Here is a 24,781-nt window from a genome sequence, read left to right on the forward strand (position 1 = left end):
TTTGCAACTAAGGACCAATTACTAAGAACTAAGTACTCATTTTAAATAATTCTCACGCCATCAGGATTTATTTTCGAAACGTGAATTTCATAAGGCAAATTCATTTTTTCGTATACGTCACTCATCGCTTTGGCAATTTGATCTGCGGTATTTTTTCCTCGGCTTAAAGCAAAAATAGAAGGGCCAGAACCTGAGATTCCGGAGCCCAAAGCACCGTTTTCTAAAGCTGTTTGTTTGATTAAATCAAAACCAGGAATCAAAACGCTACGCAACGGTTCTACGATTTCGTCATGAAGCGAACGCCCGATCAAATCATAATCCTTGGTGTACAACCCTGCAATTAACCCACCTACATTTCCCCACTGCATGATGGCACTTTTTAGGGAAACTGTTTGTTTTAAAACAGAACGGGCATCAGAAGTTTTTAACTCAATTTGAGGGTGAACCACCGTTGCGAACAATTCTTCAGGACTGTCAATCCTGATAATATCCAGTGGATGATAACTTCGCACCAGCGTAAAACCTCCCAAAAGGGCAGGGGCAACGTTGTCGGCATGTGCATTTCCGCTGGCTAATTTTTCGCCTTGCATGGCAAATTGCACCAAATCTTTGCGAGAGTAAGGTTTTCCTAATAATTCATTGATGCCAAAAACAGCTCCTGCAGCACTAGCAGCACTACTACCAATACCGCTTCCGGCTTTGATGTGTTTGTAAATTTCGATTTCAAATCCGCAATCCACTTCTAAGGTTGCCAGCATTGCGAGAGCGGCTACTCCTGCAACATTTTTCTCGGTTTCTAAAGGCAAATCGGCACCTATAATTTTAGTAATGCGAACACCTTTTTGGTCTACTTTTCGAACAATCATTTCGTCACCTGCATTGTCCAGGCAAAGTCCCAGAACGTCAAATCCGCAGGAAAGATTCGCGATTGTGGCTGGGCAAAAGAGTTTTATTTCTGTCATTTTTTTTTAAGGTTCTGTTTCTAAGCTTCTAAGTCTCTAAGTTGCTAAGGTTTTGCTGTAATATTTTTTAAGTTTCTGAGTAACTAAGTTGCTAAGATAAGTTTATAAAAAAACTTAGAAACTTAGCAACTCAGTAGCTTAGCACCTTTAATTATTCCCAATACGAATTACATCTGCAAAAATACCAGAAGCCGTTACGGCAGCACCAGCTCCGGCTCCTTTTATCAATAATGGCTGATCTACGTAGCGATCGGTATAAAAGAGGACGATATTGTCTTTTCCCTCTAAATTATAAAAAGGATGATCTTTGGGAATAAATTGCAGGCCAACGCTTGCTTTTCCGTTTTCGAATTGCGCTACATATTTCAATCTCGAATCTTTACTGAGTGCTTCTTCATAGATTTTCTCAAAATGAGGAGCATGTTTGATTAAAGAGGTAAAAAAGTCTTCGTTATTAGTCGTTGCTAAACATTCGGCTGGCAGGAATGATTCGTTGTCAATGGCGTCAATATCCATTTCGTAACCGCTTTCGCGAATGAGAATCAGTATTTTGCGTGCTACGTCAATTCCGCTGAGGTCAATTTTCGGATCAGGCTCGGTAAAACCTTGTACACCCGCTTCTTTTACCACATCGTGAAACGAGTTATTTTTATCAAAATTATTAAAGATAAAGTTCAAACTTCCAGACAAAACAGCCTGTATTTTATGTACTTTATCACCAGAAGCAATTAAGTTTTTTACCGTATCGATAATCGGTAATCCCGCACCCACATTGGTTTCAAACAAAAATGGAGCGTTGTACTGACGCGATAAACTCTTTAGTTTTTTATAATTTTCGTAAGCCGATGAACACGCGATTTTATTGCAGGTTACCACGGCAATACTTTGTTTTAAGAACTGCTCGTAGGTTTCAGAAACGCTTGCATTGGCTGTAATATCTACAAAAATACTGTTGCGTAAATTGAGTTCTTTCGCACGGGCGATAAATGCTTCTTTTTGGGCAATTTCGCCATTCTCTAAAGCCGCTTGCCATTCTTTTAGAGAAATTCCGTCTTCGTCAAAAAGCATTTTTCTAGAATTTGACAACGCAATTACGCGAACGTTTATCTTTAAATTATCTTTTAAAAATTTTCTTTGATTGTGAATTTGCTCGATGAATTTTTCTCCAACGTTTCCAACACCCATCACAAACAAATTGAGTTGTTTGGTGTTTTCTTCAAAGAAGTTTTCATGTAGTGTATTCAATGCTTTTTTTACGTCTCTTTCGTTAATTACTGCAGAGATATTTCTTTCAGAAGCACCTTGTGCAATAGCGCGAATATTGACATTGTTTTTTCCTAAAGTACTAAACATTCTTCCGCTTAGACCTTGATGATTTTTCATATTTTCACCGACCAAAGCAATAATACAAAGGTTTTTTTCTACAATACACGGATCGATTTTGTTTTGTAAAATCTCAATTTCAAAAGCTTTATTGATGGCAATTTCGGCATTATCAGCATCCGAATTTAGAATTCCGATACAAATAGAATGCTCTGAAGAAGCCTGAGTGATAAAAATAACATTGATTTTTTCGTGTGACAAGACTTCGAACAATCGTTTTGAAGAACCTGAAACTCCAATCATTCCTGGGCCTTCTAGTGTTAAAAGCGAAATGTTATCAATATGACTGATACCTCTCACGGCTGTGCCATTTGCAGGTGCCTGATTGGTAATTAAAGTACCCTCTGCCTGAGGATCAAAAGTATTTTTAATTAAAATTGGAATATTTTTGCGCAAAACCGGCTGAATTGTTGGCGGGTACAGAACTTTGGCTCCAAAATGCGACAACTCCATCGCTTCCTGATACGAAATAGTAGCAATTGGCTGGGCTTGTTTTACGATTTTTGGGTTAGCAGTAAACATTCCGTTGACGTCAGTCCAGATTTCGAGTTGTTCAGCATCAAGCGCTCCGGCAAGAATTGCCGCGGTGTAATCTGAACCTCCGCGACCTAAAGTAGTTGTGATGCCGTCAAGAGTCAAGGCGATAAAGCCTGGTAAAATATTGATTTGAGATTCGTTTTGAGCAAAGTATTTTTGAATCAATTGATTTGAAATTTCAAAATTTACTACCGCTTTACCAAAGTTACCATTTGTTTTAATGATTTCGCGGCTGTCTTTGTAAACAGAGTTTTTATTAATTTGATGATACGCTTGCGCAATGATATAAGACGAAAGCAGCTCTCCAAAACTCAAAATAGTATCGGCAGTTCGCGGAGACAATTCGCCTAATAAAAAACAGCCATCCAGCAAAGTTTCTAGGTGATTGATAATTCGTTTTATATGACTTAACAAGCTGCTTTGCTCGCTTACCGGAATTAATTCTTTTAGCGCATCCAGGTGTTTTTTCTCAATTTCGGCAACGATTTCTCTAAAACTTTCATCGTTAGCGGCTGCTTTTGCTGCTGCCAGTTGCAGTAAATCGGTTACTTTGCTTAATGCCGAAACGACTACTGCTAGTCTTCCTTCTTTTGAATTTTGATTAATAATTTCTAGAACGAGTTTTATATTTTGTGCATTGGCTACCGAAGTTCCGCCAAATTTTAATACTTTCATTTTGATATTTTTTTCTTTTAAAGCAAATGTTTTTATGTATCCAACGACTCTCTTCTTTCGAGAAAAAAGTATAGATAACCAAGGATTATATGTAAAAATGTATACCCCTAAGGGGTAGTAGTAGTTGTAGTAGATGTTGTAGCAGCAATTGCAACTCTGTTTTGAGTTGTCATTGTAGATAGATATTTGTAGCTGTTACTTTTCATTTCTTGTTTTCAAAAGTACAGTTTTTTATAAAAGAGAAAAACCTTTATTTTCTTTTTGCGAATATTTCAATAATTCAAAAAGTACCAATTTAATATTACGTATTTACTAAAATTAAATCTTTAAGGTTACCGTATTCGTATAATTTTACTTATTTTTTTGATGCTATAAACTGAATTTCAAAGATTTATTTTATAAAAAAGGAATAAAAAAATACCTACTTTGTCCTATATGTTAAGTAGAATATGTTTTTGTAAATGATTTTTTTGAAATTTAAAGAGACAGCGCAGGTAAAAAAAGTAAACATATGGTTTATTGCTGAGTTACGTTTGTTTACGGAATAAAAAGATAATTTATAAAAGGTTAAAATTTTAATTATTAGGAATAAAGGTTGCTTTTTAATATTGATTTGTTGAATTTTGAGCTCTCAAAATACAGATAAGATGAAAGAAATCCATTATATAAGTTCAGAATTATTGACATTAGAAGTTTTGCAAGAAATAATTGTACATCAAAAAATGATTGAATTGTCTGACGAAGCCAAAATAAATGTTCAAAAATGCCGTGATTATTTAGATAAAAAAATGGCCACACATTCGGAGCCTATTTATGGAATCAATACTGGTTTTGGATCGCTTTGTAATGTAAAAATTTCGAACGAAAACTTATCACAGCTTCAGGAAAATCTTGTAAAATCGCATGCTTGCGGAACAGGCGAAGAAGTGCCATTAGAAATCGTAAAACTAATGTTATTGCTTAAAATACAGTCGCTAAGCTATGGTCATTCGGGAGTACAATTGCAGACTTTGAACCGTTTGGTTGATTTTTATAATAATGATGTTTTACCTATTATCTATACACAAGGTTCTTTGGGAGCTTCGGGAGATTTGGCACCTTTGGCACATTTGTCGTTACCTTTATTAGGAGAAGGCGAAGTGTTTTTTGAAGGCAAAAAAGTACATGCCAGCGAAGTTTTGAAACATTTTGGCTGGCAGCCGATCGTTTTGCAATCTAAAGAAGGTTTGGCATTGCTAAACGGAACGCAATTTATGAGTGCTTACGGAGCTCATATTTTGATGAAAGCCTACAAATATTCGTATTTAGCAGATTTAATCGGAACTATTTCGCTAGAAGCTTTTGATGGAAGAAGTGAACCTTTTAACGAATTGATTCATTTTGTGCGCCCTCATAAAGGACAAATTTTGACTGCACAGCGCATCAATGAGTTTTTGGAAGGAAGCGAAATTATTGCACAAGAGAAAAAACATGTTCAGGATCCGTATTCTTTCCGTTGTATGCCTCAAGTTCATGGAGCTTCAAAAGATGCGATGGATTATGTTAGAAAAGTATTCAAAACCGAAATCAATTCGGTTACCGATAATCCCAATATATTTATAGAAGCCGATGAGATTATTTCGGGAGGTAATTTTCACGGTCAACCTTTGGCTTTAGCCTTAGATTTTATAGCAATTGCTTTGGCCGAATTAGGCAGTATTTCAGAGAGAAGAACCTATCAATTGATTTCGGGATTGCGCAATCTTCCTGCTTTTTTGGTAGATAATCCTGGTTTGAATTCCGGCTTTATGATTCCGCAATACACTGCTGCAAGTATTGCAAGTCAGAACAAACAATTGGCAACTCCGTCTAGTGTAGACAGTATTGTTTCGAGCAATGGGCAAGAAGATCATGTAAGTATGGGCGCAAATGGAGCCACAAAAGCACTTCGTGTTATGGATAATTTAGAGCGTATTTTGGCGATCGAATTAATGAATGCTTCGCAGGCAATTGCGTATAGAGCACCCCTGAAATCAAGTGATTTTATCGAGATGTTTCTCAGTAGTTACAGAGAGATTGTGCCTTTGGTAAAAGAAGACAGGATCTTGCATTACGATATCGAAAAGACCGTTGTATTCCTGGATAGTTTCCAAATAGAAAACGATTTGTTAACAATGGCTTAACATTGCAAATTAATATTGAAGTAATTTTGCGGTATCAAAAATATAAAAATGTCAATAAACAGTATTTTCCAATTTTTAGTGCCGAAAGACAAAAAATTCTTTCCACTTTTTGAAGAGGCTTCAAGCAATTTGATCGAATTGGCTTCTAATTTACACGAAGCTGTAAACCTTCCTTTGAAAGAAAGAGAAGTTCTTTTTCAGAAAATAGATGAGTTAGAACAAAGAGGAGAAGACATTACACGTCAGACTAATTTAGAGTTGAGTAGAAACTTTATAACTCCATTCGATAGAGAAGACATTCACACATTAATAACATCTATTGATAACGTGGCTGATTATTTGCATGGTGCAGCCAGCAGAATGAGATTATATCAGGTTGATAAAATTACAAAATCAATCAGAAAGATGACCGAAATCAACCTTGAGGCGTGTCAAAATATTGACAGTGCCGTAAAAGAGTTGAGCAACTTAAAAAACATGAATGTTATTAAGGAGGCATGTGCCAGAATTAATAAACTTGAAAACAAATCGGATAACGTTTATAACAAAGCAGTTTTTGAAATTTTTGAAAACGAAACAGACGCTAAAAATATTATTAAATATAAAGAAGTGTTATCTGTTTTAGAATCTGCAACAGACAAATGTAAAAGTGTTGCAAACATACTAGAATCTATTTCGGTAAAACATTCTTAAATTCAATTTATTTCATTCTGAAGTTATAATTTTATGACGCTACTTATAATTATTATAGTATTAGCTTTAATTTTTGATTACATCAATGGTTTTCATGATGCGGCAAATGCTATAGCTACAGTTGTTGCAACAAAGGTTCTAACGCCTTTTCAGGCCGTACTTTGGGCAGCTTTTTTTAACTTTTTAGCTTATTGGGTTTTCGGATTTGGTGTTGCAGATACAGTAGCAAAAACCGCACATACCATGGAGATTAATTTGGTAGTGATTTTAGCGGGTGTTATTGCGGCTATTTGCTGGAATTTATTGACATGGTGGTTAGGAATTCCTTCTAGTTCATCACACACTCTGATCGGTGGTTTTGCCGGAGCAGCTGTGGCTCACGCAATAGCAGTACACGGTTTTTCTGGTTATGCAGGCGAAGATGGAACTACACATTATTGGTACGAAATCGTAAGTTGGTACAAAGCAGGTAAAGATGGTGCAATGCCTTCGGGAGTTCTTATCATTATTGCCTTTATTGTTTTAGCACCATTATTGGGAGCATTAGCATCATACCTAATTTCAATCTGGTTGTTAAATGCTTCTCGTAAAGTTATTGGCCCTAAAATATTCACAGTTGTTTTAATGATCGCTACTGTATGGGTTGTTAGTCGCTTGATGGTTCCTTATGAAGAGATTGTTGCGCATGGAAAACCTCGATTTGATTCGCATTTTTGGAGCGTAGCTTTCGATCCGCATAATATCAAATGGCTTTTAGTGGCCTTTATTATCTTAACAGTAAGTGGTTTTTGTTTGATCTTTAGTAGTTTAAATCTACATCAGGCTGATGCTGCGCTAAAGAAAATGCAATTATTATCTTCTGCGGCTTTTAGTTTAGGTCACGGAGGAAATGATTCTCAAAAAGTAATGGGTATTATAGCAGCGGCTGTTGCAGTTTATATCAATACAAATCCGGGAGTTCACATGGCTTCATGGTTAGACGTTGTACTGCCAAATGATGATATGGGTATAAAAGGTGTAATGCCGGGTTGGATTCCGTTAGCGTGTTATTCTGCAATTGCAGCAGGAACTTTAAGTGGTGGTTGGAAAATTGTAAAAACAATGGGTTCTAAGATCACAAAAGTAACTTCTTTTGAAGGTGTTGCCGCAGAAACAGCTGGAGCTTTAACATTATATTTTACTGAGCATTTAAAAATTCCAGTAAGTACAACCCACACAATTACAGGTTCTATTATTGGAGTTGGATTAACAAAACGTGTCTCCGCAGTTCGTTGGGGAGTTACCGTTAGTTTGATCTGGGCTTGGATATTGACTATTCCTATTTCGGCAATTTTGGCTGGATTGGTTTATTTTATTTTAAGTATATTTATGTAAATAATGATTTTTGTAAAATGTGAAAGATAAAATCGCATTTTTAGAACATAAAAAAAAAGCTAGTTTCTGAATTTGAAACTAGCTTTTTTTTATACTTTTATATTGCTTTTATTCTTTTGTAAATAAAAATTCTTTTCCCCCTTGATTTAAAGTCATTTGTTTTTCACTGGCCTTAAATTCTAACACAACCCCAGCCTGATCAAACTTAAAAACTGTTGTGCTATTTGCTTCCAGAGGAAATGCAGATTGACCTGTTGCTTGCGCCATCAAGGAAGCTTCCTTTTTAGTAATGGTTATTTTTAGCGGAATTTCTAAACTAGCATAAGTGCCTAAATATTGATCTAATATTTCGGTTTTTAATGTTACTTTCTCAAAATTAGGCATTTCAAAAGGTTTGTTGAAATAAGAACTCAAAGCACATAAAACAATATTATTTAGATCATAATTCAGTCCGTTTGAAGTAAGTGCTACCGCAAGTTTTTCTTTTTCGAAATAACTCAATAAAGATCTAAAACCATCAATTCCTCCGCTGTGTCCGTAACTTTTTCTTTCAAAATAAGGATATTCAAACATTCCCATTCCGTATTTGTCTTTTATGGTTTTCATTAAAGTTACATTTTCTAATGAAATTATTTTTCCAGCAAAAAGATTTTTAATAAAAATAGTCAAATCAGTAGGATTAGACACAAGTGCTCCAGCGCCTTGTGGGATTGATAGGTCTGTTTCTGTGCTTTTTTTCCATTCTCCCGAAAAAGTATACGAGTTACACTCTTTAGTATCTAAATTGATTTTTCCTCCGTAATACGTGTTTTTTAGTTGTAGATGTTTGATGATTTTTTGATTTAAAATTTCAGAATACGATTTTTTGTAAACAGCTTCAATAATAAATGTGAGTAAAACATAGTTAGAATTACTATATTCTCCTTTTGTATCTGGTTCAAAAACAATTTCTCCCGAACTAATTCTTTCAATCATTTTCTCCTTAGACTGATACTGTGTTTGCCATTCTGCGTAATTTTTATCACTAGTAAAATTATAAATACCACTGCGATGATTGAGTAAGTTAGAAATGGTAATTTTGTTCGAATTTTTTACTGTCGGAAAGTACTTGTCGATTGTTTGGTTCAAATTTAATTTTTTCTCTTCAATCGCTTTAAAAATCAAAGAGGCGGTAAACATTTTGGAAATAGAACCAATTCGGTATTTTGTTTGCGCATCTGATTTTTTTGAGGTCGCGATGTCATCATATCCAATAGCATTCGAATAAATTATTTTGCCATTTTCAGAAACTGCGATACTTCCCATGTATTTGTTATTTTTATCTAATAGCTGAAAAAGGCTGTCAAGTCGTTTTGAGTTGAAATTTTGAGCAAATCCGTTACTAATAATAAGGAAGAACAGCGAAGAAAAAAGTAATTTTTTCATGAAGTATCGTTTTTAAATTGATTTTTTGTAGTATAAAAATATACTAAATAGAGAGATAAACAATAAAGATAATAGTGTTAATTTTTATTGAAGTAATAATTTTATTTTTTTGAATGCATCGCTTTTAAAAAAACTAATTACGAGTTATGAGAGTCATTCATATACTAAAAGCATAAAAAAAAAGCGACACCGTTAAGTATCGCTTTTCAATTTTATATAAATCTAAAATTTAGATCGCAGTAACGATTGCTACAAAGTCATCTGCTTTTAGGGCAGCTCCTCCAATTAGACCGCCGTCTACGTCTGGTTTAGAGAAGATCTCTTTGGCATTATCCGGTTTTACAGAACCACCGTACAAAATAGAAACTTCGTCAGCAATATCGGCTCCAAAAGCTTTACGAACGGTTTCTCTAATAAATTCGTGCATTTCCTGCGCTTGTTCCGGTGAAGCTGTTTCTCCTGTTCCAATTGCCCAAACAGGCTCGTATGCCAGTACGATATTGGCCCACGATTCTTTTGCAATATGAAAAACACCATCACGCAATTGATTTTCAACAATATTAAAATGATTTCCTGATTGACGATCTTTCAATTCTTCTCCAAAACAAAAAATTACAGTCATTTCATGTTTCAAAGCAGTATCAACTTTAGATGCAATTAAGGCATCACTTTCGTGAAAAATAGCTCTGCGCTCAGAGTGGCCTAAAATCACAGTATTGACACCAACGCTTTTAAGCATGTCTGCAGAAATTTCTCCTGTAAATGCACCACCTTCTGCCTGATGAACGTTTTGTGCTGCAACTCCAATAGTTGTGTTTTTTACTTTTGCCACAGCAGCAGCTAAGTTTACAAATGTTGGTGCAACAATTACCTGAGCAGTAGTTTGAGCTGGTATTTTAGTAATTAATTCAGTTAATAATTCTTCTGTTTGACCAGCGTTTTTGTGCATTTTCCAGTTTCCTGCAACAATTTTTTTCCTCATTTTGGTAGTTTTTATTTTTTAATTTTTGTTTGTTTTCTTGAAATTGAATTTCAAATTTATTTCAGGCTCGATAAAGTTTCGTTGATTTTATCAAAATCAGTTTCGATAGCGCGGTACAAAACAATTTTACCTGTTTTATCTACGATAATGTATCGCGGAATCCAATCAAGATCAATGGCTTTTCCAAAAACACCTTTCATACCGTCATTCATCATAAAATGATCGCCTTTTAATTCGTGTTTTTCAATTCCGATTTTCCATTTATCCGCCGTTTTATCAGCTGAAAGAAATAAATAGGAAGCTTCAGGATGGCTTGCTTGAAGTTCTTTTACTTTAGGCATTGCTTTTACACAATCGCCACACCAGGAAGCCCAAACTTCGATCACCAAAGTTTTTCCTTTGTATTTTTTTAAGATGTTTTTGAAAGTAACCTGGCTGTCATCTGTAGCTAATAATTTTTGAGACAAAGCCTCTTTAGAAAAATTTGTTTTTTGAGCTTGTGAGCAAGAAAAAGTTATAACGGCAAAAAGTAGTAGTGCTATTTGTTTCATTTTAATTTGTTTTAAACAAAGTTAATCAAACAATTTGAATGCCAAATGGAGATTAACAAAATTTGAACACTCCTTTATTTTATCACAAATCTTAAAATTTTGGTTAGAAAAAAGGTTCTGAAATCGTAATAGTTGGTTGTAGAAATCTCAAATTTTAATGAATTTTGAGCAATAGCTTTTAAGAAGGGAGTAAAAAAAATAATGTTTTTTTATTTAAAAAGAAATTTAAGAAGTCAAAAAACGTCAGATATACATAAAAAAGCCTTTAATACTTATTCTGAATTTAGAATGTACTGAAGACTTTTTTGAAGGCTTTTACTCATATTTTTTAATTCAAATCATAATTGCCATTTGCCCATTTTTTAGAAGGAATAATCCATTCGTCCATAGCTTTGTATAAAAAGCCATGTTTAAGATTCGTATTCAATTCGATTTCTTTAAAATGATTTATTGTAAGTGTAGACGTTTCTTTTCGGTTAACAGCCGAAACACCATATATATCTGATTTTTCATAAATAGTTAATATGTTTCCACAGAAATTAATATTCTGAATTTCTGCTATATCAGTGTCTCTAAAACATCCAATAAAAACAAAATTTACATCTGGATTTGCGAGATAAGTCGATACATATTGTGCGATATAACCCCCTTTTGAAGTTCCGATCACAGTAATTTTATTAGCAGTTACGCCTTTTTTAATTAATTTTTTAATTTGTTTGGCAATCTTTTCAGCATATTCAGCTGCATTGGTATTTTTGCTTCTGATTTCGCTAAAAACAATAAAACCATCTTTTCTGTATGAGGCCAAAATTTCATTGTATTCCGCTTTTCCATATTCAGGATGCGCAACACTTAAATCATTTTCTTCAATAAATTTATTGTGCAAAAAGAATATATAATGTTGATCTTGTTTTGGTGTCTTTTCTTGGCTAAAGCCTGTGAAAAAACTTAGTGTAATACATAAAAAAGTAAAGAAGAATCTTTGAAATCGTTTCATTAAAAGGCTTTTTTTTCGAAATATTTTCAACAAATATAAGAAAAATAGTTCAGGCTAAACTTTCTTATTTTTATACCATCTTTAGAAAAAAAAACGCCAATAATCTAATATAGAATATTGGCGCCCTCTGTATTTATAAATTATCGTTTTTTAAAGATTATAAGCAACGTCTGATAATTTTAAATCAGCAATATCATTGTAATGTACTTTTTGAATTATAGTTCCGTTATGCAAAACCACAATACTCGGATTGGCTCTTTCGATCGTTTTTAAGGTCGTGGCATCACAGAAATAAAAATCTACATTTAAGCCAAATTGTTTTTTTGCTTTTGCAATTTCATCAGCTCCAGAAGCCGTCATGGCAATTACCTTGTAACCTTTTGCTTTTGCTTCCTGATTCAGTTTTTCTAATTTCTGCATTCCAGATTGTGCAGACAATTTTAAATCGTAGGTAACAAAAATCAATAATTTTGGTTCTTTTAGCAGCTCTTCTTTATAATCAGAATCGTCTTTTGTCATGGTGAAATCGTGAATTGGCGGCACATAACCTTCTGTGATTACTTTGTCTTTTCGGTCAACAAAAGTGGCTCCTTCCGGAATGTTCATCAAATCTTTTTCGCTAAATTCTTTATCAACGCCGTTTACTTTATAGATAAAAATCATTTCAACCACAGATTTTGGCGCTCCTTCAGGAATTTCCATCCCCTTCTCGATATTGGTTCCCACTTTATAAGGTCGAAAATCTTTTATCGGATTGTGGTTCAATACCCAAACGGCCATAAAGACGCATAAAGCAACGCTCACGTACACTACAAAATTGTTTTTTTGACCTGTAAATAGAGGTTTTATTAATTTTTGATTGAAGAATAAAATCAAAATAAAGAAAAGTAAAACGATATCTTTTGTAAACGACTGCCATGGTGTAAGGTGCAAAGCGTCGCCAAAGCAGCCACAGTCTTTTACAACATCAAAATAGGCGGAGTAGAAGGTAAGGAAGGTAAAAAAGACAATTAAAATCAGTAAACTTCCAATCGTTATTTTTGACTTATATCCTACCAGCAACATTACGCCCAAAACCACTTCGAGAATAACCAAAATGATCGCCAATGCCAATGCCAACGGCTCTAAGAACGGCATGTTAAAAACGGGTTCGCTAAAATATTCTGCTAGTTTATAAGAGAATCCAACAGGATCATTAAGTTTAATCAATCCTGAAATGATAAATAATACTCCGACAAATAATCGGGAAAACTGAGTAAGGATGTTTTTCATATTTTAATTTTTTTGCGACAAATCACAACACTTAAATAATGTAATTCGCAGCTTAATATTTATTTAATAGGATTTAAAATTAGGGCAAAAACAGCATAATTGATCATATCCTGATAATTAGCATCTATGCCTTCTGAGACCAAAGTTTTGCCTTTATTGTCTTCAATTTGCTTGACGCGAAGGAGCTTTTGGAGAATCAAATCGGTTAAAGAACTTACACGCATATCACGCCAGGCCTCGCCATAATCGTGATTTTTGGCTTCCATTAATTCTTTGGTCAATTTAATTTTAGCATCGTACAATTCAGTTGCTTTTTCTACATCTAGATCAGGTTGATCAACAACACCTAATTCTAATTGAATTAAAGCCATGATCGAATAATTGATGATTCCGATAAATTCTCCTTGTTCGTCTTCATCTACTTTGCGAATTTCGTTTTCCTGTAAACTTCTGATTCTTTGTGCTTTTATGAATATTTGATCGGTTAGAGAAGGCAATCTCAAGATACGCCAGGCGCTGCCGTAATCTTTCATTTTGTTGACAAATAAAGTGCGGCAAACCGTAATTACATTATCATATTCAAGGGAAGTATTCTTCATTTATTGCTGTATATTTGCTAAAATTTCTTCAAAAATAAGGATAATTTTTTAAGAGTTTCAAGTTTAAGGTTTTCTTTGTTTCAAGTTTTTTCTAAACAAAGTGTTAATGCCAATAACTTGAAACTTGAAACCTGAAACAAAAACAATAAAAATGCTGATTAACTGCAAAGCCCAACTGATTGATTTGTCGATTCCTAAAGTAATGGGGATTTTAAATGTTACGCCAAATTCTTTTTTTGATGGAGGAAAATATAAAAATGAGGAGGAAATTATATCGCAAGTAGATAAAATGTTGTCTGATGGCGCTACGTTTATTGATATTGGCGCGTATTCGAGCAAACCAAGTGCCGAATTTGTTTCGGAAGAAGAAGAGATTAAGAGAATTGTTCCTGCGATTGAACTTATTTTAAAGCATTTTCCAAAGGCATTATTGTCTATTGATACTTTTAGAGCCGAAGTGGCAAAAGTGAGTTTAGAAAGCGGAGCAGCAATGATCAACGATATTGCCGCCGGAGAGTTAGACGATAAAATGTTTGACGTGATTGCAAAGTACAACGTTCCGTATATCATGATGCACATGCGCGGTAATCCGCAGACGATGCAGAGTTTGACGCAATACGATGATATTGTAAAAGAAATGTTGTTCTATTTTTCTGAAAAAGTAAAAAAAGCAAGAAGTTTAGGAATCAACGATTTGATTCTTGATCCTGGTTTTGGTTTTGCCAAAACGACTGATCAAAATTATGAAGTTTTGCAAAAAATGGAACTTTTTAATATACTAGAATTGCCTGTTTTAGCGGGTGTTTCGAGAAAATCGATGATTTATAAAACATTGCAAACGACTGCGCAAGAAGCCTTAAACGGAACAACAGTTTTGAATACCGTTGCATTGACAAAAGGGGCAAAAATTTTACGTGTTCACGATGTAAAAGAAGCGGTAGAATGTGTTACTTTGTTTAGTAAGATTAGTTTATAAAATAAATAAACATTTCAATTTGTCATTTCGACGAAGGAGAAATCTTCGTTGCAGAATCGACAAAGATTGGCTTTTTTTACCGAGTTTCTTGATGAAATTTCTCCTTCGTCGTAATGACATACTTTGTGTTTTTAAAAAATAAATAATTATGAAATATATTACTTTAATTATTACTTTAATTCTTTTTAGTTGCGGAAAAAAGGAAGATGTATTATTACCAAAATCAAACGTAACAATTGTAAAAGAGGTAGAAGATCATTCGCCTATTTACATCTTTTTTAAAACCGAAGGAAAAGACACAATCGCCGATGTAAACCGAAAAAATAGTATTATTTCGACCAATTGGATTTTTAATATCGACAAACGTCTGCCTTTAAAATTGGTAATTCCCGAAGTAATGAAGTTGCAGGAAAAAAAGCGCGGAGACAGCGCTCATAAAAATGAGAAAGCTGAGAATTATTACTCTTACGCCGATTCTATCGGAAAAAATTTAGCCTTTTTACCTTTCACGAAAGTGTATTATAAAATGGAAAATGTCAGTAAAAACAGCAGCCAATTGTATTTCAGAAAAAATGGAATGATAGAATATAGAGGTAGAAAAACGTATGATTTTCCTAAAAATAATTTGAAACCTTTTCTGTATAGCTTAGTAATAAATCCAAAAGCTGAAATTATATTTTCATACGATAAAAAGATGCTTTATGGAGATTATATTCAATGTAAAATATTGGTAAAAACGATAGTTGATAAAAAGATTCCTTTCGTTTTTATAAATGACGAAAAAGAGTATATCTACTAAATAATTTTAGGATTAACTAAAATCAACAAATCAACGATTAAACGTTATTGGTGGTGATACGGTTCGTTCCTTAAAATAGTAAATCCTCGATACAATTGCTCGATAAAAAACAAGCGCACCATTTGGTGTGAAAACGTCATTAGCGAAAGCGAAATTTTACCTTGCGATTTGCTGTAAACCGTTTCTGAAAATCCGTAAGGACCGCCAATTACAAAGACTAAAGTTTTAATTCCGGAGTTCATCTTTTTTTGCAATTCTTCAGAAAAACCAACGCTCGAGAAGTTTTTTCCGTTTTCATCCAAAAGGATCAACTGATCGGTTGGCGTTAGTTTTGAGAGAATCAATTCGCCTTCTTTTTCCTTTTGTTGGCTTTCAGATAAGTTTTTTACGTTTTTGATATCCGGAATGATCTCTAAATCAAATTTGATGTAAAACGACAAACGTTTGGTATAATCGTCAATCAAAGTCTGTAACGATTTATTGTCGGTTTTGCCAATGGCGATAAGTTTGATGTTCATTGTTTAGTTTTATTTCTTGCCACAGATTAAGAAGATTTTCACAGATTAATAGAAAGCGAATTAAAAAATAATCCTTTTTACTCCTTTAATCTTTGGCATAAAAAATATTTAATTCTTCGAAAATTGATTTTCAAAAGTTTTGAATCTTGCAACCAAATCCTTAAGTAATTGTTTTTTTACAGCTTCATCTTGAATAAAACTGTAGTTGATACTGTTATAAACATATTGTTTGATGGTGGCATACGAAACATCAGGATATCTTTTGGCCAGTAAAACATATTGTTCGGTCATGTTGGTACGTAAAATTCCTGCATCGTCTGTACTAATTACGATGGGTACGTTAAATTCTTTGTAAAGTGTAAATGGATGACGGCCTTCTTTTACTTTTAAAATAAATTCGTTACTGGCCAAATTAATCTCTATCGGAATCGTATTTTTTGCCATGTAGCGCAACAAATTATACGAGTTTGCTTCGTATGCAATGTCTACTCCGTGCCCGATTCTGTTGGCACCTGCTACATAAATAGCATCGTTTATATGCCAGGTTAAATCTTCTGGTTGTACCAATCCTAAAGTGAGTTCACCAGCGTGAAGGGTATATTTTACAGCTGGAAATTTAGTATGGCAATATTTAAACATCATCATGTGCAGCCAGTAATCCTTCATAGAAGTATCACCATGTTCTGGAGAAACAATGTTAACTCCCGCCACCAATTTGCTGCTGTTTGCCGAAATAAATGCAATAGTCAGGTTTTTGAACAAATCAATCGGATTCATGAAACGCAGTACAAAATTTTGATAGCGCATTGTAAAACGGTCATCATCAATTTTTAAATCGTTGTGTAGTTTTGCGATGAAATTGTTATTGAAATCCTCAGCATATTTTTTGGCCTCTTTTTTCTGAATTGATTGATACAATTCGTCTAAAAGTTGTAGCACGGCTTTCTCGTCTTTTTGAGTTGCAGCTTGGCGAAGTTTTACATTAAAATCACTCAAATCATCCATTTTCATGTCGCACGGAATCGTAGACAATTGTGTTTCGATATAACTGACATTTTCTGTAAGCGCTCGTTTTTTTAATTCAACCAAACCTTCTGCAAAATGACCGGCAATAGTGGTTTCAAATTTAATAAAGGAATCAAAAAATAAATCATCAGAAGGCACAGAACCATTATAATCTTTAGCAGACCAGGTTTGCATGACTTGTTGCTCGTAAAAATGCAGTTTGCCTTCGTTTTTAAGATAAGAGAAAGTTTGCCAATTGCCAACAGCAGGTTTTATTTTAGAAGCTGCCATCGTTTCTAAATTCAGATAAAAATCTTCTGCAATAGCTCTTTCCAAAAGAGGTTCTGCATAAACTGATCCCGAAAAATGATGGTGTAAATCGCCACCTTTTGGCATTTGTTGAAAGAAAGCTGTTAATAGAGCTTCGTTATTTCTGATTTTTTCTAAATAATTTTCAGCCGATTGAGAAAAGCCGATTTGTGCTATAAAAAAACAGAAAAGTGTAATTATCCTTGACATACTCTAAGTTTAAATTACATGCAAATATATGACTTTTGGAGGAGATTAAAAAATTTGATTTTCGTGATATTTTTTTTAACGCAAAGAACGCAAGATTTTTTATCTGCAGACTTAATACAAACGTAAAGTTCGCAAAGCTTTACCTCTAAAACTTTGCGAACCTTGCGTAATTCTTTGTGTGCTTTGCGGTAAAAAAAACTTAGAACCTTAAGAAAAAAGTACATCATGAATCTCTGGTGTCTTATCAAAAACACTTTTTGCAAAAGGACAAAGCGGCAGAATTTTTACATTGTTTTCTCGAGCATATTCTACGGCAGCCATAACCATTTTTTTACCAACACCTTTTCCGTTAAACGCTTCATTTACTTCGGTGTGATCAATGATAAATTTGGTATCTCCTGCCCATGTATAGGTCATTTTTCCGGCTTGTTTCCCTTCTTCTAGAGCTTCAAAATAGCCTTTTCTTCCGTCGTTTGTTTGTTCTATTGTCATGATAAATTATATTAAAGTGGTTTTAATTTCGATTGAATGTGTTAATGTTTTATGAATGGGGCAACTGTTGGCAATGGTTTCCAAACGTTGTTTTTGTATTTCGTCTATTTCGCCTATAACTTCTATTTTTCGTGTAAATAGTGCCACATTTTGCTCGGCATCTTTCTCAAAATCAATTTTTATATTGATTTCAGAAACTTCCCATTGCTTGCGATTGATGTACATTCGCAGCGTAATTAGCGTGCAGGACGCCAGTGAGGCAGCCAAAAGTTCGGAAGGGCTAAATCCTAAATTTTTGCCACCCATTTCTTGAGGTTCATCGGCAATTATAACATTATCGCTGGAAGATTTTATTTCGGTGCGATACAGACGTGTATCGATTGTTGCAGATATCGTTTGCATAAATTATTTGATTTTTGGTTCAGGTAAAGGCACAAATTCGGTTTCGCCTGGTACTTTCGGAAAAGTTTGTTCAGTCCAGTCTTTTTTTGCTTTTTCGATTAGATTTTTATCCGAAGAAACAAAATTCCAAAAGATAAAATGTTCTTCAGGAAAAGGCGTTCCTCCAAAGATGTAAACGGTTGTGTTTTCTGCCAATTCAAACTCACATAAAGTACTGTCGTTGGTAATTAGAATTTGTTTTGGATCGTAAACATGATCGCCACTTTTGATGCTTCCTTCGAGTATGTACAGGCCACTTTCTCCAAATAAATGGTCTCCAATATTGATTTTTTGCGCAGTTGTACTTTTAATTTCGATAAAATACAAAGGACTGTAGACAGGAACGGGCGATTTTTTGCCAAAAGCTTCTCCCGCAATAAGTTTATATGAGACGCCATCGGCTTCCCAACTTGGTATTTCGTCTGCTTCGATATGTGCAAAATTAGGTTCCATTTGTTCTAATGCTTTCGGCAATGCGACCCAAATTTGCAAGCCATGAAGCATTTTGTCAGAATGTCTCAGGTATTCGGGCGTTCTCTCAGAATGTACGATTCCTTTTCCTGCTGTCATCCAGTTTACGGCGCCTGGTTTTATCTCAAGTTCTGTTCCTAAACTATCGCGGTGCATGATACTTCCTTCAAACAAAAAAGTTAGTGTAGAAAGGCCAATATGTGGATGAGGAGGCACATCCATGTTCTGATATTCATTGAGGTGTGCAGGCCCCATGTGGTCGATAAAAACAAATGGTCCAACCGCTCTTTTCTCGCGAAAAGGCAATAGTCTGCCAACCATAAAATTGCCAATATTGGCAGAACGTTCTTCGATAATTAAACTGATATTTGACATGGTTTTGGTTTTTATTGAGACAAAATTACATTGCTACTATTGATCTTTAACTTAATTTAGGTTAAGAAAGAACTTTTTTACTATTGTTTTATAAAAATAGGAAAATCCACTGAAAAGAGGGCTATTCTAATTAAAAATGAGGAATATTTTTTAGTGTCATTATAAAAAAAAGCCTTTTACGTGAAGTAAAAATTAGAGAATAGCACAATTGTAGTAGAGAAATTTTAAAATCATGTTAAAGAAGCGTTTATGGTATCAAAATAATCTATAAATTTGTAAATAATATTTAAACTTTTCATTATGTACTCACCAAAGCAAATTGCAGATTTCTTTTTATTTAAAGGGCAAACCGATGCTAATATGACCACAATGAAACTTATAAAATTGGTTTATATAGCGCATGGCTGGAGACTTGGATTGTATAACGAAGTTTTGATTACCGAGTCACCTCAGGCATGGAAATATGGTCCAGTAATTCCGAGTTTATACGATGAATTTAGAAAATTTGGTAATAAAAAAATTGATATTGAAATTGCCGAGAATCCTATAAAAGATGAAGAGTTAACAAAATTTCTAGATAAAATTTGGGATACTTACAAAGATTATAGCGCTTTGCAACTAAGTGCAATGACTCACGAATCGGGCACTCCTTGGTCGATAACTTGGGAAAAAGCCAAACAACAAGCAAGCACTTTTAATTTGACTATTCCAGATAATTTGATACGAGATCATTACGACTCCAAAAGAGCTCAAAGCGCTTAATATGGAAGAAAGTAAATTAGATCAAATTCAAAGTCCAAAAAATTTAGAATCTATTTATACTGATGGCAAAGCCTATGCTGAGGCTGTAAGTTATGCAACAAATGCCGATCAGAGATTAGAAACAAAAGATTATCTAAAAGACGCTCAAATTCAGAAATTACTGTCTGAAGTCGAAAGATATAGAGAAGATACCACGCTTAGAAAATCATTAGCGATGGTTTTTACCTCTATAATTGCTTTATGGCTGTTTGCTGTAATTATGATTCTTGTAGGGAACTATTGTAATAGTTATAATCTTAGCGATAATGTGCTAATTGCATTGCTGGTTACTTCTACAGCAAATGTTATCGGAATGATGCTGATTATTCTCAAAAACCTATTTCCTTCGGGTGATTTGAATGCCACAAAAGTTTAAAACCAAACTGCTAATTTTAAATAGAAAACAAGCAAATAGTAGATGTAAGATATAAATCTGTTATTTGATTTTGGTTATGAAATAAGTTCAAATGCTAAAGCTTCACTCTCCGTTCCGTTGATGATGATCGAAAGTTGATGGATACCCGTATGAAAAACACGTGTGGTAATAATCTTGAAAGATTGATTTCTTTCAATGATAATGGATTGATTCGGCAGATAACTTTTTTCACTAATTTTGAATACTTTTTTGGCCAAATGACCCTTTGCTTTTTTGTAGTGAATGGCATATTCTAAACGAACAGTTTTTGCTTCACTATTTTTATTACTCAATTGAAATTGAAATTCCAGATAACTCCCGATTTTTACTACTGGCGTTTTAATTTCGAAAGAAGAAAGCACAATATTTAGGCTGTCTAAACCATAATGCTGCAGTATTTCTGGATGTCCTTGTTTAAGCAAAGTGCGACAGCCGTGCTTAATAATACCATCGGTTTCTGTGCTGATTCCGCGCCATTTTTTGGCTATTTCGAGCACAGTTTGCGGGCTGTCTTTGGCAATATCGTTCAGGCTATTAGCAACGCTTCTACGCACGTATTCTGACGGATCTTGGTGTAGGTTTTGCAAGATTGGCAGGATAGAAGCGGGATCTTTCTTCAGGAACGGAATCGCAATTGCCCACGGCAATCTAGGACGGCTTCCTTCGCTGGCAAGTCGGCGTACATGATGGTTTTCATGCAAGGACCATTGCACCATTTCGGCAATCATTTTTTCTTTGTATTTAAGAATAAAAGGACGAACAGCAAACTCGCAACTGATAAATTGAGTGATAGAAACAAAGGCTTTCGCCGAAGTTTTAAAATCGTCTAAGCCATACATTTCGATATAATCGGCAAAGAATATAAAAGCCAGATTGCCCTCTGTAAACTTGTTTTTCTTTAAGTTTTGGATGATTTTATCGATCAGTAAAACGGCTTCTGAGAAACTTTCGGGCATAAATTGATGCAAAACTACTGTTGTATGCTTCATTCGGTCTTTCCATTCTTTTTGAGCAAAATCGTCTTGGTAAATCGTATCGATAAATTGCTGTTTATCAAATGTTGGATGAACTTCGGCTACAGCCTGACCGAATTTTTCGTAAAAAGTAACCGAGTAAATGTCTTTTATTAATGCCATGATCTTGATAAGATGAGGATCAAAGATATTTAATGTTCCTTTAATTTATTGTAATTAAGGACAAGAAGTTTTGGTCATATTTTTCGATTTTCGAAGAAGTGAAACTTTCAAATAGACAAAATTTATCCTACTTTAGCACCTCATAAAACTAAAAAAATGATTAGCGAAGAACAATTTCAATCCGAATTAAAACTGTTAATTAGCAATGCAATTCGAGAAGATGTGGGTACAGGCGATTACAGTTCGCTGGCTTGTATACCAGAATTGGCACATGGGCAAGCTAAATTGTTAGTAAAAGATCAGGGAATTATTGCCGGTGTTACAATGGGCAGAATGATTTTTGAATATGTAGATCCTTTATTGAGAGTAAAAACTTTTATAGAAGATGGTGAAGAGGTGCATTACGGAGATGTAGTTTTTGAAGTTTCAGGAAGTTCGCAATCGATCTTGAAAGCAGAACGAGTAGTCTTGAACACGATGCAGCGTATGTCTGCGATTGCGACCAAAACACATCAATATACTAAGCTTTTGGAAGGGACAGGAGCAAAAATTTTGGATACACGCAAAACAACACCCAACTTTAGAGTGGCCGAAAAATGGGCGGTAAAGATTGGTGGCGGCGAGAATCATCGATTTGCACTTTATGATATGGTGATGCTAAAAGACAATCATATTGATTTTGCGGGAGGTATTACACGTGCCATTGCAACGACAAAAGATTATTTGAAAGATAATAATCTGGATTTGAAAATTATTGTAGAAGCCAGAAATTTGGATGAAATTCGTGAAATTCTCCAAAGCGAAGGTGTGCATAGGATATTAATTGATAATTTTAATTATGAAGATACAAAAACAGCTGTTGCTTTGATTGGAAAGCAATGCCAAACAGAATCTTCAGGAAATATTAACGAAAAAACCATTCGCGAATATGCTTTATGTGGTGTCAATTATATTTCTTCGGGTGCTTTAACGCACTCTGTTTACAACATGGATTTGAGTTTGAAAGCTTTTTGAGTGTCGTGAGTTACGGGAATTTATACTCTGTGTTTTTATTCTAATCTAAAACCTGAATTTTAAAATCTAAAATAAAATTATGTCGCAAGAAATAGAAGCTCGGATTGAAAAAATCCCTGTTGTTCGAAATTTAGTTCGGCTTTTAAAGAAGATAAAATTCCCTTCGCTGGAAGGGTTTTCGCTATACGATTTGCTCGAAATGTACATCATTGGAATTATTGAGGGCGCATTTTCGTATCATGCGAGTGCGGTTTCCTTCAGTTTTTTTATGGCTTTGTTTCCTTTTACTTTATTTATTTTAAATTTAATTCCGTACATACCTATAGAAGGATTTCAGGCAGATTTTTTACAGTTTGTGCAGCAAGGAGTTCCTCCAAATACCTATGATGCGATTAATAAAATTATTAGTGATATTTTAAACAATAGTCATTCGGGACTCTTATCCTCGGGTTTTTTGCTTTCTATTTTTTTAATGGCCAATGGTATTAACGGAATTTTAAGTGGCTTTGAATCCTCTAAACATGTCTTTGATAAACGAGGTTTTTTTAGTCAATATTTAGCGGCACTTGCTATTTCGCTGGTAATGACCTTAATATTGTTTGTAACAGTAGCAACGATCGTTGTTTTTGAGGTGATAATTCAGAAAACCATTATCCAGGATGTGTTAAGTGATCAAATTCCGCTGATCATTTTGAGCAGGTATTTGTTTATTTTACTGATGATTTTGGTAACGTCTTCGCTATTATTGCGTTACGGTACAAAACAATATAACAAAGTACCTTTTATTAGTATTGGATCGGTTTTTACGACCATATTAATTGTTATATCTTCGTTCTTTTTTGGAATTTGGGTTATAAAATTTTCAAAATACAACGAACTTTATGGTTCTATTGGCACATTATTAATTCTAATGTTTTATATTTGGATTAACTGTATGATTCTGCTTTTGGGATTTGAATTGAATGCCTCAATCAGAAAATTAAAACAAAAAAACAAAAAAAAATAGTATGAGAAATTGGATGTTAACGATTGGAGTTGTTTTTCTGGCTCTAAACACAATGCAGAGTCAGAGTGTTATTGGAAAATGGAAAACAATTGATGACGAAACAGGTGAAGTAAAATCAGTTGTAGAAATTTATGAAAAATCTGGAAAGGTGTACGGTAAAGTGGTAGAAATACTAAGAGCCAGTCATAAAAAAGATTTATGTACAAAATGTGATGGTGCAGAAAAAAACAAACCAATTTTAGGAATGAACATTATAAACGGACTCAAAAAAGATGATGATGAGTACAACGGAGGTACTATTCTGGACCCGACCAACGGTAAAAAATACAAATGTTACATCACTTTAGAGTCTGCCGATAAATTGAAACTGCGCGGTTATGTTGGAGTAGCCCTTATGGGAAGAACGCAATATTGGACTCGAGTAAAAAACTAAAATATGCAAAAAGTAGCATCGATAGTTTTATTTTTAGTAGGGTTATCAAATGCTTTTGGACAATCTAAAAATAACGCATTGCAAATAAGTCATCTTACGGGTGACTTTTATGTTTATAAAACATTTTATGATTACAAAGGAAATCTGATTTCTGCCAATGCCATGTATCTTGTTACAGAAAAAGGGGTTGTGCTTTTTGATGCTCCTTGGGATGAAACGCAATTTCAGCCTTTGCTGGACAGCATAAAAGCGAAACATCATAAAGAAGTTGTGATGTGTTTTGGGACTCATTCACATGACGACAGATCGGGTGGTTTTGGTTTTTATAAACAAAAGGGTATAAAAACATATAGCATCCAACTTACGGATCAAATTCTTGAAAAAGAAGGAAAAAACAGAGCCGAATTTGTTATTCCGAATGATACTACTTTTACTGTTGGGCAACATACTTTTCAAGTATATTATCCTGGTAAAGGTCATGCTCCGGACAATATTGTAGTTTGGTTTGACAAAGAAAAAGTGATGTACGGAGGCTGTTTTATAAAAAGTGCCGAAGCAAAAGATTTAGGTTATTTAGGTGATGCCGATGTTAAGGAATGGAGGAAATCGATAAAAAAAGTGCAAGCTAAATTTAAAAGTCCCGTTTATATAATTCCTGGGCATGATGATTGGACCAGTACAGACTCTTTGTATCATACTTTAAAATTGGTAGAGAAATATTTGGCAGAAAAAGCTTCTGGCAGAAAGAAATCTTAATATATAGTTTAA

25 protein-coding genes are annotated in these 24,781 nt (G+C 34.2%); 11 read left to right on the top strand and 14 right to left on the bottom strand.

From position 1 onward, the window contains the following. Nucleotides 1-41: 41 nt before the first annotated feature. A complete protein-coding gene (locus tag LNP22_RS12115) occupies nt 42-962 on the bottom strand; it encodes a homoserine kinase (protein ID WP_229973677.1) in 921 nt (306 codons plus the stop codon). A gap of 147 nt (nt 963-1,109) precedes the next feature. Beyond that, a complete protein-coding gene (gene thrA / locus LNP22_RS12120) occupies nt 1,110-3,557 on the bottom strand; it encodes a bifunctional aspartate kinase/homoserine dehydrogenase I (RefSeq protein ID WP_229973678.1) in 2,448 nt (815 codons plus the stop codon). Nucleotides 3,558-4,204: 647 nt separating this feature from the next. Here thrA and hutH point away from each other — a divergent pair. Genes hutH through LNP22_RS12135 form a run of 3 tightly spaced genes read left to right on the top strand, consistent with a single transcriptional unit; the run spans nt 4,205 to nt 7,786 of the window. Beyond that, entirely contained in the window at nt 4,205-5,719 is a 1,515-nt protein-coding gene (gene hutH, locus LNP22_RS12125; protein WP_229973679.1) for a histidine ammonia-lyase, read from the top strand. Nucleotides 5,720-5,767: 48 nt separating this feature from the next. After that, a complete protein-coding gene (locus LNP22_RS12130; RefSeq protein ID WP_210665955.1) occupies nt 5,768-6,412 on the top strand; it encodes a DUF47 domain-containing protein in 645 nt (214 codons plus the stop codon). Between the two features lie 33 nt (nt 6,413-6,445). Then, nucleotides 6,446-7,786, top strand: coding sequence for an inorganic phosphate transporter (locus LNP22_RS12135; RefSeq protein WP_229973680.1), 1,341 nt, complete (start codon nt 6,446-6,448; stop codon nt 7,784-7,786). Nucleotides 7,787-7,894: 108 nt separating this feature from the next. Here LNP22_RS12135 and LNP22_RS12140 read toward each other — a convergent pair whose 3' ends face one another. The 6 genes from LNP22_RS12140 to LNP22_RS12165 all read right to left on the bottom strand — a co-directional run bounded on the left by LNP22_RS12140 (nt 7,895) and on the right by LNP22_RS12165 (nt 13,612). After that, nucleotides 7,895-9,211: a serine hydrolase domain-containing protein gene (locus LNP22_RS12140; RefSeq protein ID WP_229973681.1), complete on the bottom strand. Its 1,317-nt coding sequence runs from the start codon at nt 9,209-9,211 to the stop codon at nt 7,895-7,897. Between the two features lie 229 nt (nt 9,212-9,440). Further along, nucleotides 9,441-10,193 carry a triose-phosphate isomerase gene (gene tpiA / locus LNP22_RS12145; protein WP_229973682.1) on the bottom strand — a complete coding sequence of 251 codons (753 nt, stop codon included), beginning with the start codon at nt 10,191-10,193 and terminating at the stop codon, nt 9,441-9,443. Nucleotides 10,194-10,249: 56 nt separating this feature from the next. Beyond that, nucleotides 10,250-10,744: a TlpA family protein disulfide reductase gene (locus LNP22_RS12150; protein WP_229973683.1), complete on the bottom strand. Its 495-nt coding sequence runs from the start codon at nt 10,742-10,744 to the stop codon at nt 10,250-10,252. A 328-nt stretch (nt 10,745-11,072) separates the two neighbouring features. Continuing rightward, nucleotides 11,073-11,741: a lipase family protein gene (locus LNP22_RS12155; protein ID WP_229973684.1), complete on the bottom strand. Its 669-nt coding sequence runs from the start codon at nt 11,739-11,741 to the stop codon at nt 11,073-11,075. Nucleotides 11,742-11,891: 150 nt separating this feature from the next. Further along, nucleotides 11,892-13,013 carry a BT_3928 family protein gene (locus tag LNP22_RS12160; RefSeq protein WP_229973685.1) on the bottom strand — a complete coding sequence of 374 codons (1,122 nt, stop codon included), beginning with the start codon at nt 13,011-13,013 and terminating at the stop codon, nt 11,892-11,894. A gap of 59 nt (nt 13,014-13,072) precedes the next feature. Next, nucleotides 13,073-13,612, bottom strand: coding sequence for a DUF1599 domain-containing protein (locus LNP22_RS12165; protein WP_229973686.1), 540 nt, complete (start codon nt 13,610-13,612; stop codon nt 13,073-13,075). A 151-nt stretch (nt 13,613-13,763) separates the two neighbouring features. On the opposite strand from LNP22_RS12165, the gene folP reads away from it, so the two are divergent. Further along, the gene (gene folP / locus LNP22_RS12170) at nt 13,764-14,588 is read left to right on the top strand and encodes a dihydropteroate synthase (protein ID WP_229973687.1); all 825 of its coding nucleotides are present in this window, start codon (nt 13,764-13,766) and stop codon (nt 14,586-14,588) included. A gap of 148 nt (nt 14,589-14,736) precedes the next feature. After that, nucleotides 14,737-15,387 carry a hypothetical protein gene (locus tag LNP22_RS12175; RefSeq protein WP_229973688.1) on the top strand — a complete coding sequence of 217 codons (651 nt, stop codon included), beginning with the start codon at nt 14,737-14,739 and terminating at the stop codon, nt 15,385-15,387. A 44-nt stretch (nt 15,388-15,431) separates the two neighbouring features. On the opposite strand, the gene rlmH is transcribed toward LNP22_RS12175, so the two are convergent. From rlmH to LNP22_RS12200, 5 genes are all read right to left on the bottom strand, one after another. Beyond that, the gene (gene rlmH / locus LNP22_RS12180; protein ID WP_210665944.1) at nt 15,432-15,905 is read right to left on the bottom strand and encodes a 23S rRNA (pseudouridine(1915)-N(3))-methyltransferase RlmH; all 474 of its coding nucleotides are present in this window, start codon (nt 15,903-15,905) and stop codon (nt 15,432-15,434) included. Nucleotides 15,906-16,013: 108 nt separating this feature from the next. Continuing rightward, the gene (locus LNP22_RS12185; RefSeq protein ID WP_229973689.1) at nt 16,014-17,429 is read right to left on the bottom strand and encodes an adenosine deaminase; all 1,416 of its coding nucleotides are present in this window, start codon (nt 17,427-17,429) and stop codon (nt 16,014-16,016) included. A gap of 207 nt (nt 17,430-17,636) precedes the next feature. After that, nucleotides 17,637-17,921, bottom strand: a complete 285-nt coding sequence (locus tag LNP22_RS12190) for a GNAT family N-acetyltransferase (RefSeq protein ID WP_229973690.1) — start codon at nt 17,919-17,921, stop codon at nt 17,637-17,639. Between the two features lie 6 nt (nt 17,922-17,927). Further along, nucleotides 17,928-18,323, bottom strand: coding sequence for an OsmC family protein (locus LNP22_RS12195; protein WP_229973691.1), 396 nt, complete (start codon nt 18,321-18,323; stop codon nt 17,928-17,930). 3 nt (nt 18,324-18,326) lie between these two features. Continuing rightward, nucleotides 18,327-19,208 (bottom strand): pirin family protein, encoded by an 882-nt coding sequence (locus tag LNP22_RS12200; protein ID WP_229973692.1) that lies wholly within the window; start codon nt 19,206-19,208, stop codon nt 18,327-18,329. Nucleotides 19,209-19,508: 300 nt separating this feature from the next. Between LNP22_RS12200 and LNP22_RS12205 the strand changes: the two genes are divergently transcribed. Together LNP22_RS12205 and LNP22_RS12210 are read left to right on the top strand one after the other, a co-directional pair. Next, nucleotides 19,509-19,970 carry a Panacea domain-containing protein gene (locus LNP22_RS12205; RefSeq protein WP_229973693.1) on the top strand — a complete coding sequence of 154 codons (462 nt, stop codon included), beginning with the start codon at nt 19,509-19,511 and terminating at the stop codon, nt 19,968-19,970. 1 nt (nt 19,971) lies between these two features. Next, complete coding sequence (locus LNP22_RS12210; RefSeq protein ID WP_229973694.1) at nt 19,972-20,385, top strand: hypothetical protein; 414 nt, start codon at nt 19,972-19,974, stop codon at nt 20,383-20,385. Between the two features lie 74 nt (nt 20,386-20,459). Here LNP22_RS12210 and LNP22_RS12215 read toward each other — a convergent pair whose 3' ends face one another. Continuing rightward, nucleotides 20,460-21,560 carry a DNA alkylation repair protein gene (locus tag LNP22_RS12215; protein ID WP_229973695.1) on the bottom strand — a complete coding sequence of 367 codons (1,101 nt, stop codon included), beginning with the start codon at nt 21,558-21,560 and terminating at the stop codon, nt 20,460-20,462. A gap of 156 nt (nt 21,561-21,716) precedes the next feature. Here LNP22_RS12215 and nadC point away from each other — a divergent pair, with 156 nt between their 5' ends. From nadC to bla-B1-FLAV, 4 genes are all read left to right on the top strand, one after another. After that, the gene (nadC, locus tag LNP22_RS12220; protein ID WP_229973696.1) at nt 21,717-22,574 is read left to right on the top strand and encodes a carboxylating nicotinate-nucleotide diphosphorylase; all 858 of its coding nucleotides are present in this window, start codon (nt 21,717-21,719) and stop codon (nt 22,572-22,574) included. 79 nt (nt 22,575-22,653) lie between these two features. Next, the gene (locus LNP22_RS12225) at nt 22,654-23,580 is read left to right on the top strand and encodes a YihY/virulence factor BrkB family protein (protein WP_210665937.1); all 927 of its coding nucleotides are present in this window, start codon (nt 22,654-22,656) and stop codon (nt 23,578-23,580) included. A 1-nt stretch (nt 23,581) separates the two neighbouring features. Next, nucleotides 23,582-24,013: a DUF2147 domain-containing protein gene (locus LNP22_RS12230; RefSeq protein ID WP_229973697.1), complete on the top strand. Its 432-nt coding sequence runs from the start codon at nt 23,582-23,584 to the stop codon at nt 24,011-24,013. Nucleotides 24,014-24,016: 3 nt separating this feature from the next. After that, entirely contained in the window at nt 24,017-24,769 is a 753-nt protein-coding gene (gene bla-B1-FLAV, locus LNP22_RS12235; protein ID WP_229973698.1) for a subclass B1 metallo-beta-lactamase, read from the top strand. Nucleotides 24,770-24,781 lie beyond the last annotated feature (12 nt).

Source organism: Flavobacterium flavipigmentatum (assembly GCF_020911905.1).
GTDB classification, from domain to species: domain Bacteria; phylum Bacteroidota; class Bacteroidia; order Flavobacteriales; family Flavobacteriaceae; genus Flavobacterium; species Flavobacterium flavipigmentatum.

Bases quoted from the DNA above. Each gene is read 5' to 3' on its own strand.
- LNP22_RS12230 (WP_229973697.1), top strand. From the start codon at position 23,582: ATGAGAAATTGGATGTTAACGATTGGAGTTGTTTTTCTGGCTCTAAAC.
- LNP22_RS12185 (WP_229973689.1), bottom strand. From the start codon at position 17,429: ATGTCAAGGATAATTACACTTTTCTGTTTTTTTATAGCACAAATCGGC.
- LNP22_RS12205 (WP_229973693.1), top strand. From the start codon at position 19,509: ATGTACTCACCAAAGCAAATTGCAGATTTCTTTTTATTTAAAGGGCAA.
- LNP22_RS12225 (WP_210665937.1), top strand. From the start codon at position 22,654: ATGTCGCAAGAAATAGAAGCTCGGATTGAAAAAATCCCTGTTGTTCGA.
- folP (WP_229973687.1), top strand. From the start codon at position 13,764: ATGCTGATTAACTGCAAAGCCCAACTGATTGATTTGTCGATTCCTAAA.
- thrA (WP_229973678.1), bottom strand. From the start codon at position 3,557: ATGAAAGTATTAAAATTTGGCGGAACTTCGGTAGCCAATGCACAAAAT.
- LNP22_RS12200 (WP_229973692.1), bottom strand. From the start codon at position 19,208: ATGTCAAATATCAGTTTAATTATCGAAGAACGTTCTGCCAATATTGGC.
- LNP22_RS12215 (WP_229973695.1), bottom strand. From the start codon at position 21,560: ATGGCATTAATAAAAGACATTTACTCGGTTACTTTTTACGAAAAATTC.
- LNP22_RS12210 (WP_229973694.1), top strand. From the start codon at position 19,972: ATGGAAGAAAGTAAATTAGATCAAATTCAAAGTCCAAAAAATTTAGAA.
- LNP22_RS12135 (WP_229973680.1), top strand. From the start codon at position 6,446: ATGACGCTACTTATAATTATTATAGTATTAGCTTTAATTTTTGATTAC.
- LNP22_RS12115 (WP_229973677.1), bottom strand. From the start codon at position 962: ATGACAGAAATAAAACTCTTTTGCCCAGCCACAATCGCGAATCTTTCC.
- LNP22_RS12175 (WP_229973688.1), top strand. From the start codon at position 14,737: ATGAAATATATTACTTTAATTATTACTTTAATTCTTTTTAGTTGCGGA.
- LNP22_RS12195 (WP_229973691.1), bottom strand. From the start codon at position 18,323: ATGCAAACGATATCTGCAACAATCGATACACGTCTGTATCGCACCGAA.
- bla-B1-FLAV (WP_229973698.1), top strand. From the start codon at position 24,017: ATGCAAAAAGTAGCATCGATAGTTTTATTTTTAGTAGGGTTATCAAAT.
- LNP22_RS12165 (WP_229973686.1), bottom strand. From the start codon at position 13,612: ATGAAGAATACTTCCCTTGAATATGATAATGTAATTACGGTTTGCCGC.
- LNP22_RS12160 (WP_229973685.1), bottom strand. From the start codon at position 13,013: ATGAAAAACATCCTTACTCAGTTTTCCCGATTATTTGTCGGAGTATTA.
- LNP22_RS12150 (WP_229973683.1), bottom strand. From the start codon at position 10,744: ATGAAACAAATAGCACTACTACTTTTTGCCGTTATAACTTTTTCTTGC.
- tpiA (WP_229973682.1), bottom strand. From the start codon at position 10,193: ATGAGGAAAAAAATTGTTGCAGGAAACTGGAAAATGCACAAAAACGCT.
- LNP22_RS12155 (WP_229973684.1), bottom strand. From the start codon at position 11,741: ATGAAACGATTTCAAAGATTCTTCTTTACTTTTTTATGTATTACACTA.
- LNP22_RS12190 (WP_229973690.1), bottom strand. From the start codon at position 17,921: ATGACAATAGAACAAACAAACGACGGAAGAAAAGGCTATTTTGAAGCT.
- LNP22_RS12140 (WP_229973681.1), bottom strand. From the start codon at position 9,211: ATGAAAAAATTACTTTTTTCTTCGCTGTTCTTCCTTATTATTAGTAAC.
- nadC (WP_229973696.1), top strand. From the start codon at position 21,717: ATGATTAGCGAAGAACAATTTCAATCCGAATTAAAACTGTTAATTAGC.
- LNP22_RS12130 (WP_210665955.1), top strand. From the start codon at position 5,768: ATGTCAATAAACAGTATTTTCCAATTTTTAGTGCCGAAAGACAAAAAA.
- hutH (WP_229973679.1), top strand. From the start codon at position 4,205: ATGAAAGAAATCCATTATATAAGTTCAGAATTATTGACATTAGAAGTT.
- rlmH (WP_210665944.1), bottom strand. From the start codon at position 15,905: ATGAACATCAAACTTATCGCCATTGGCAAAACCGACAATAAATCGTTA.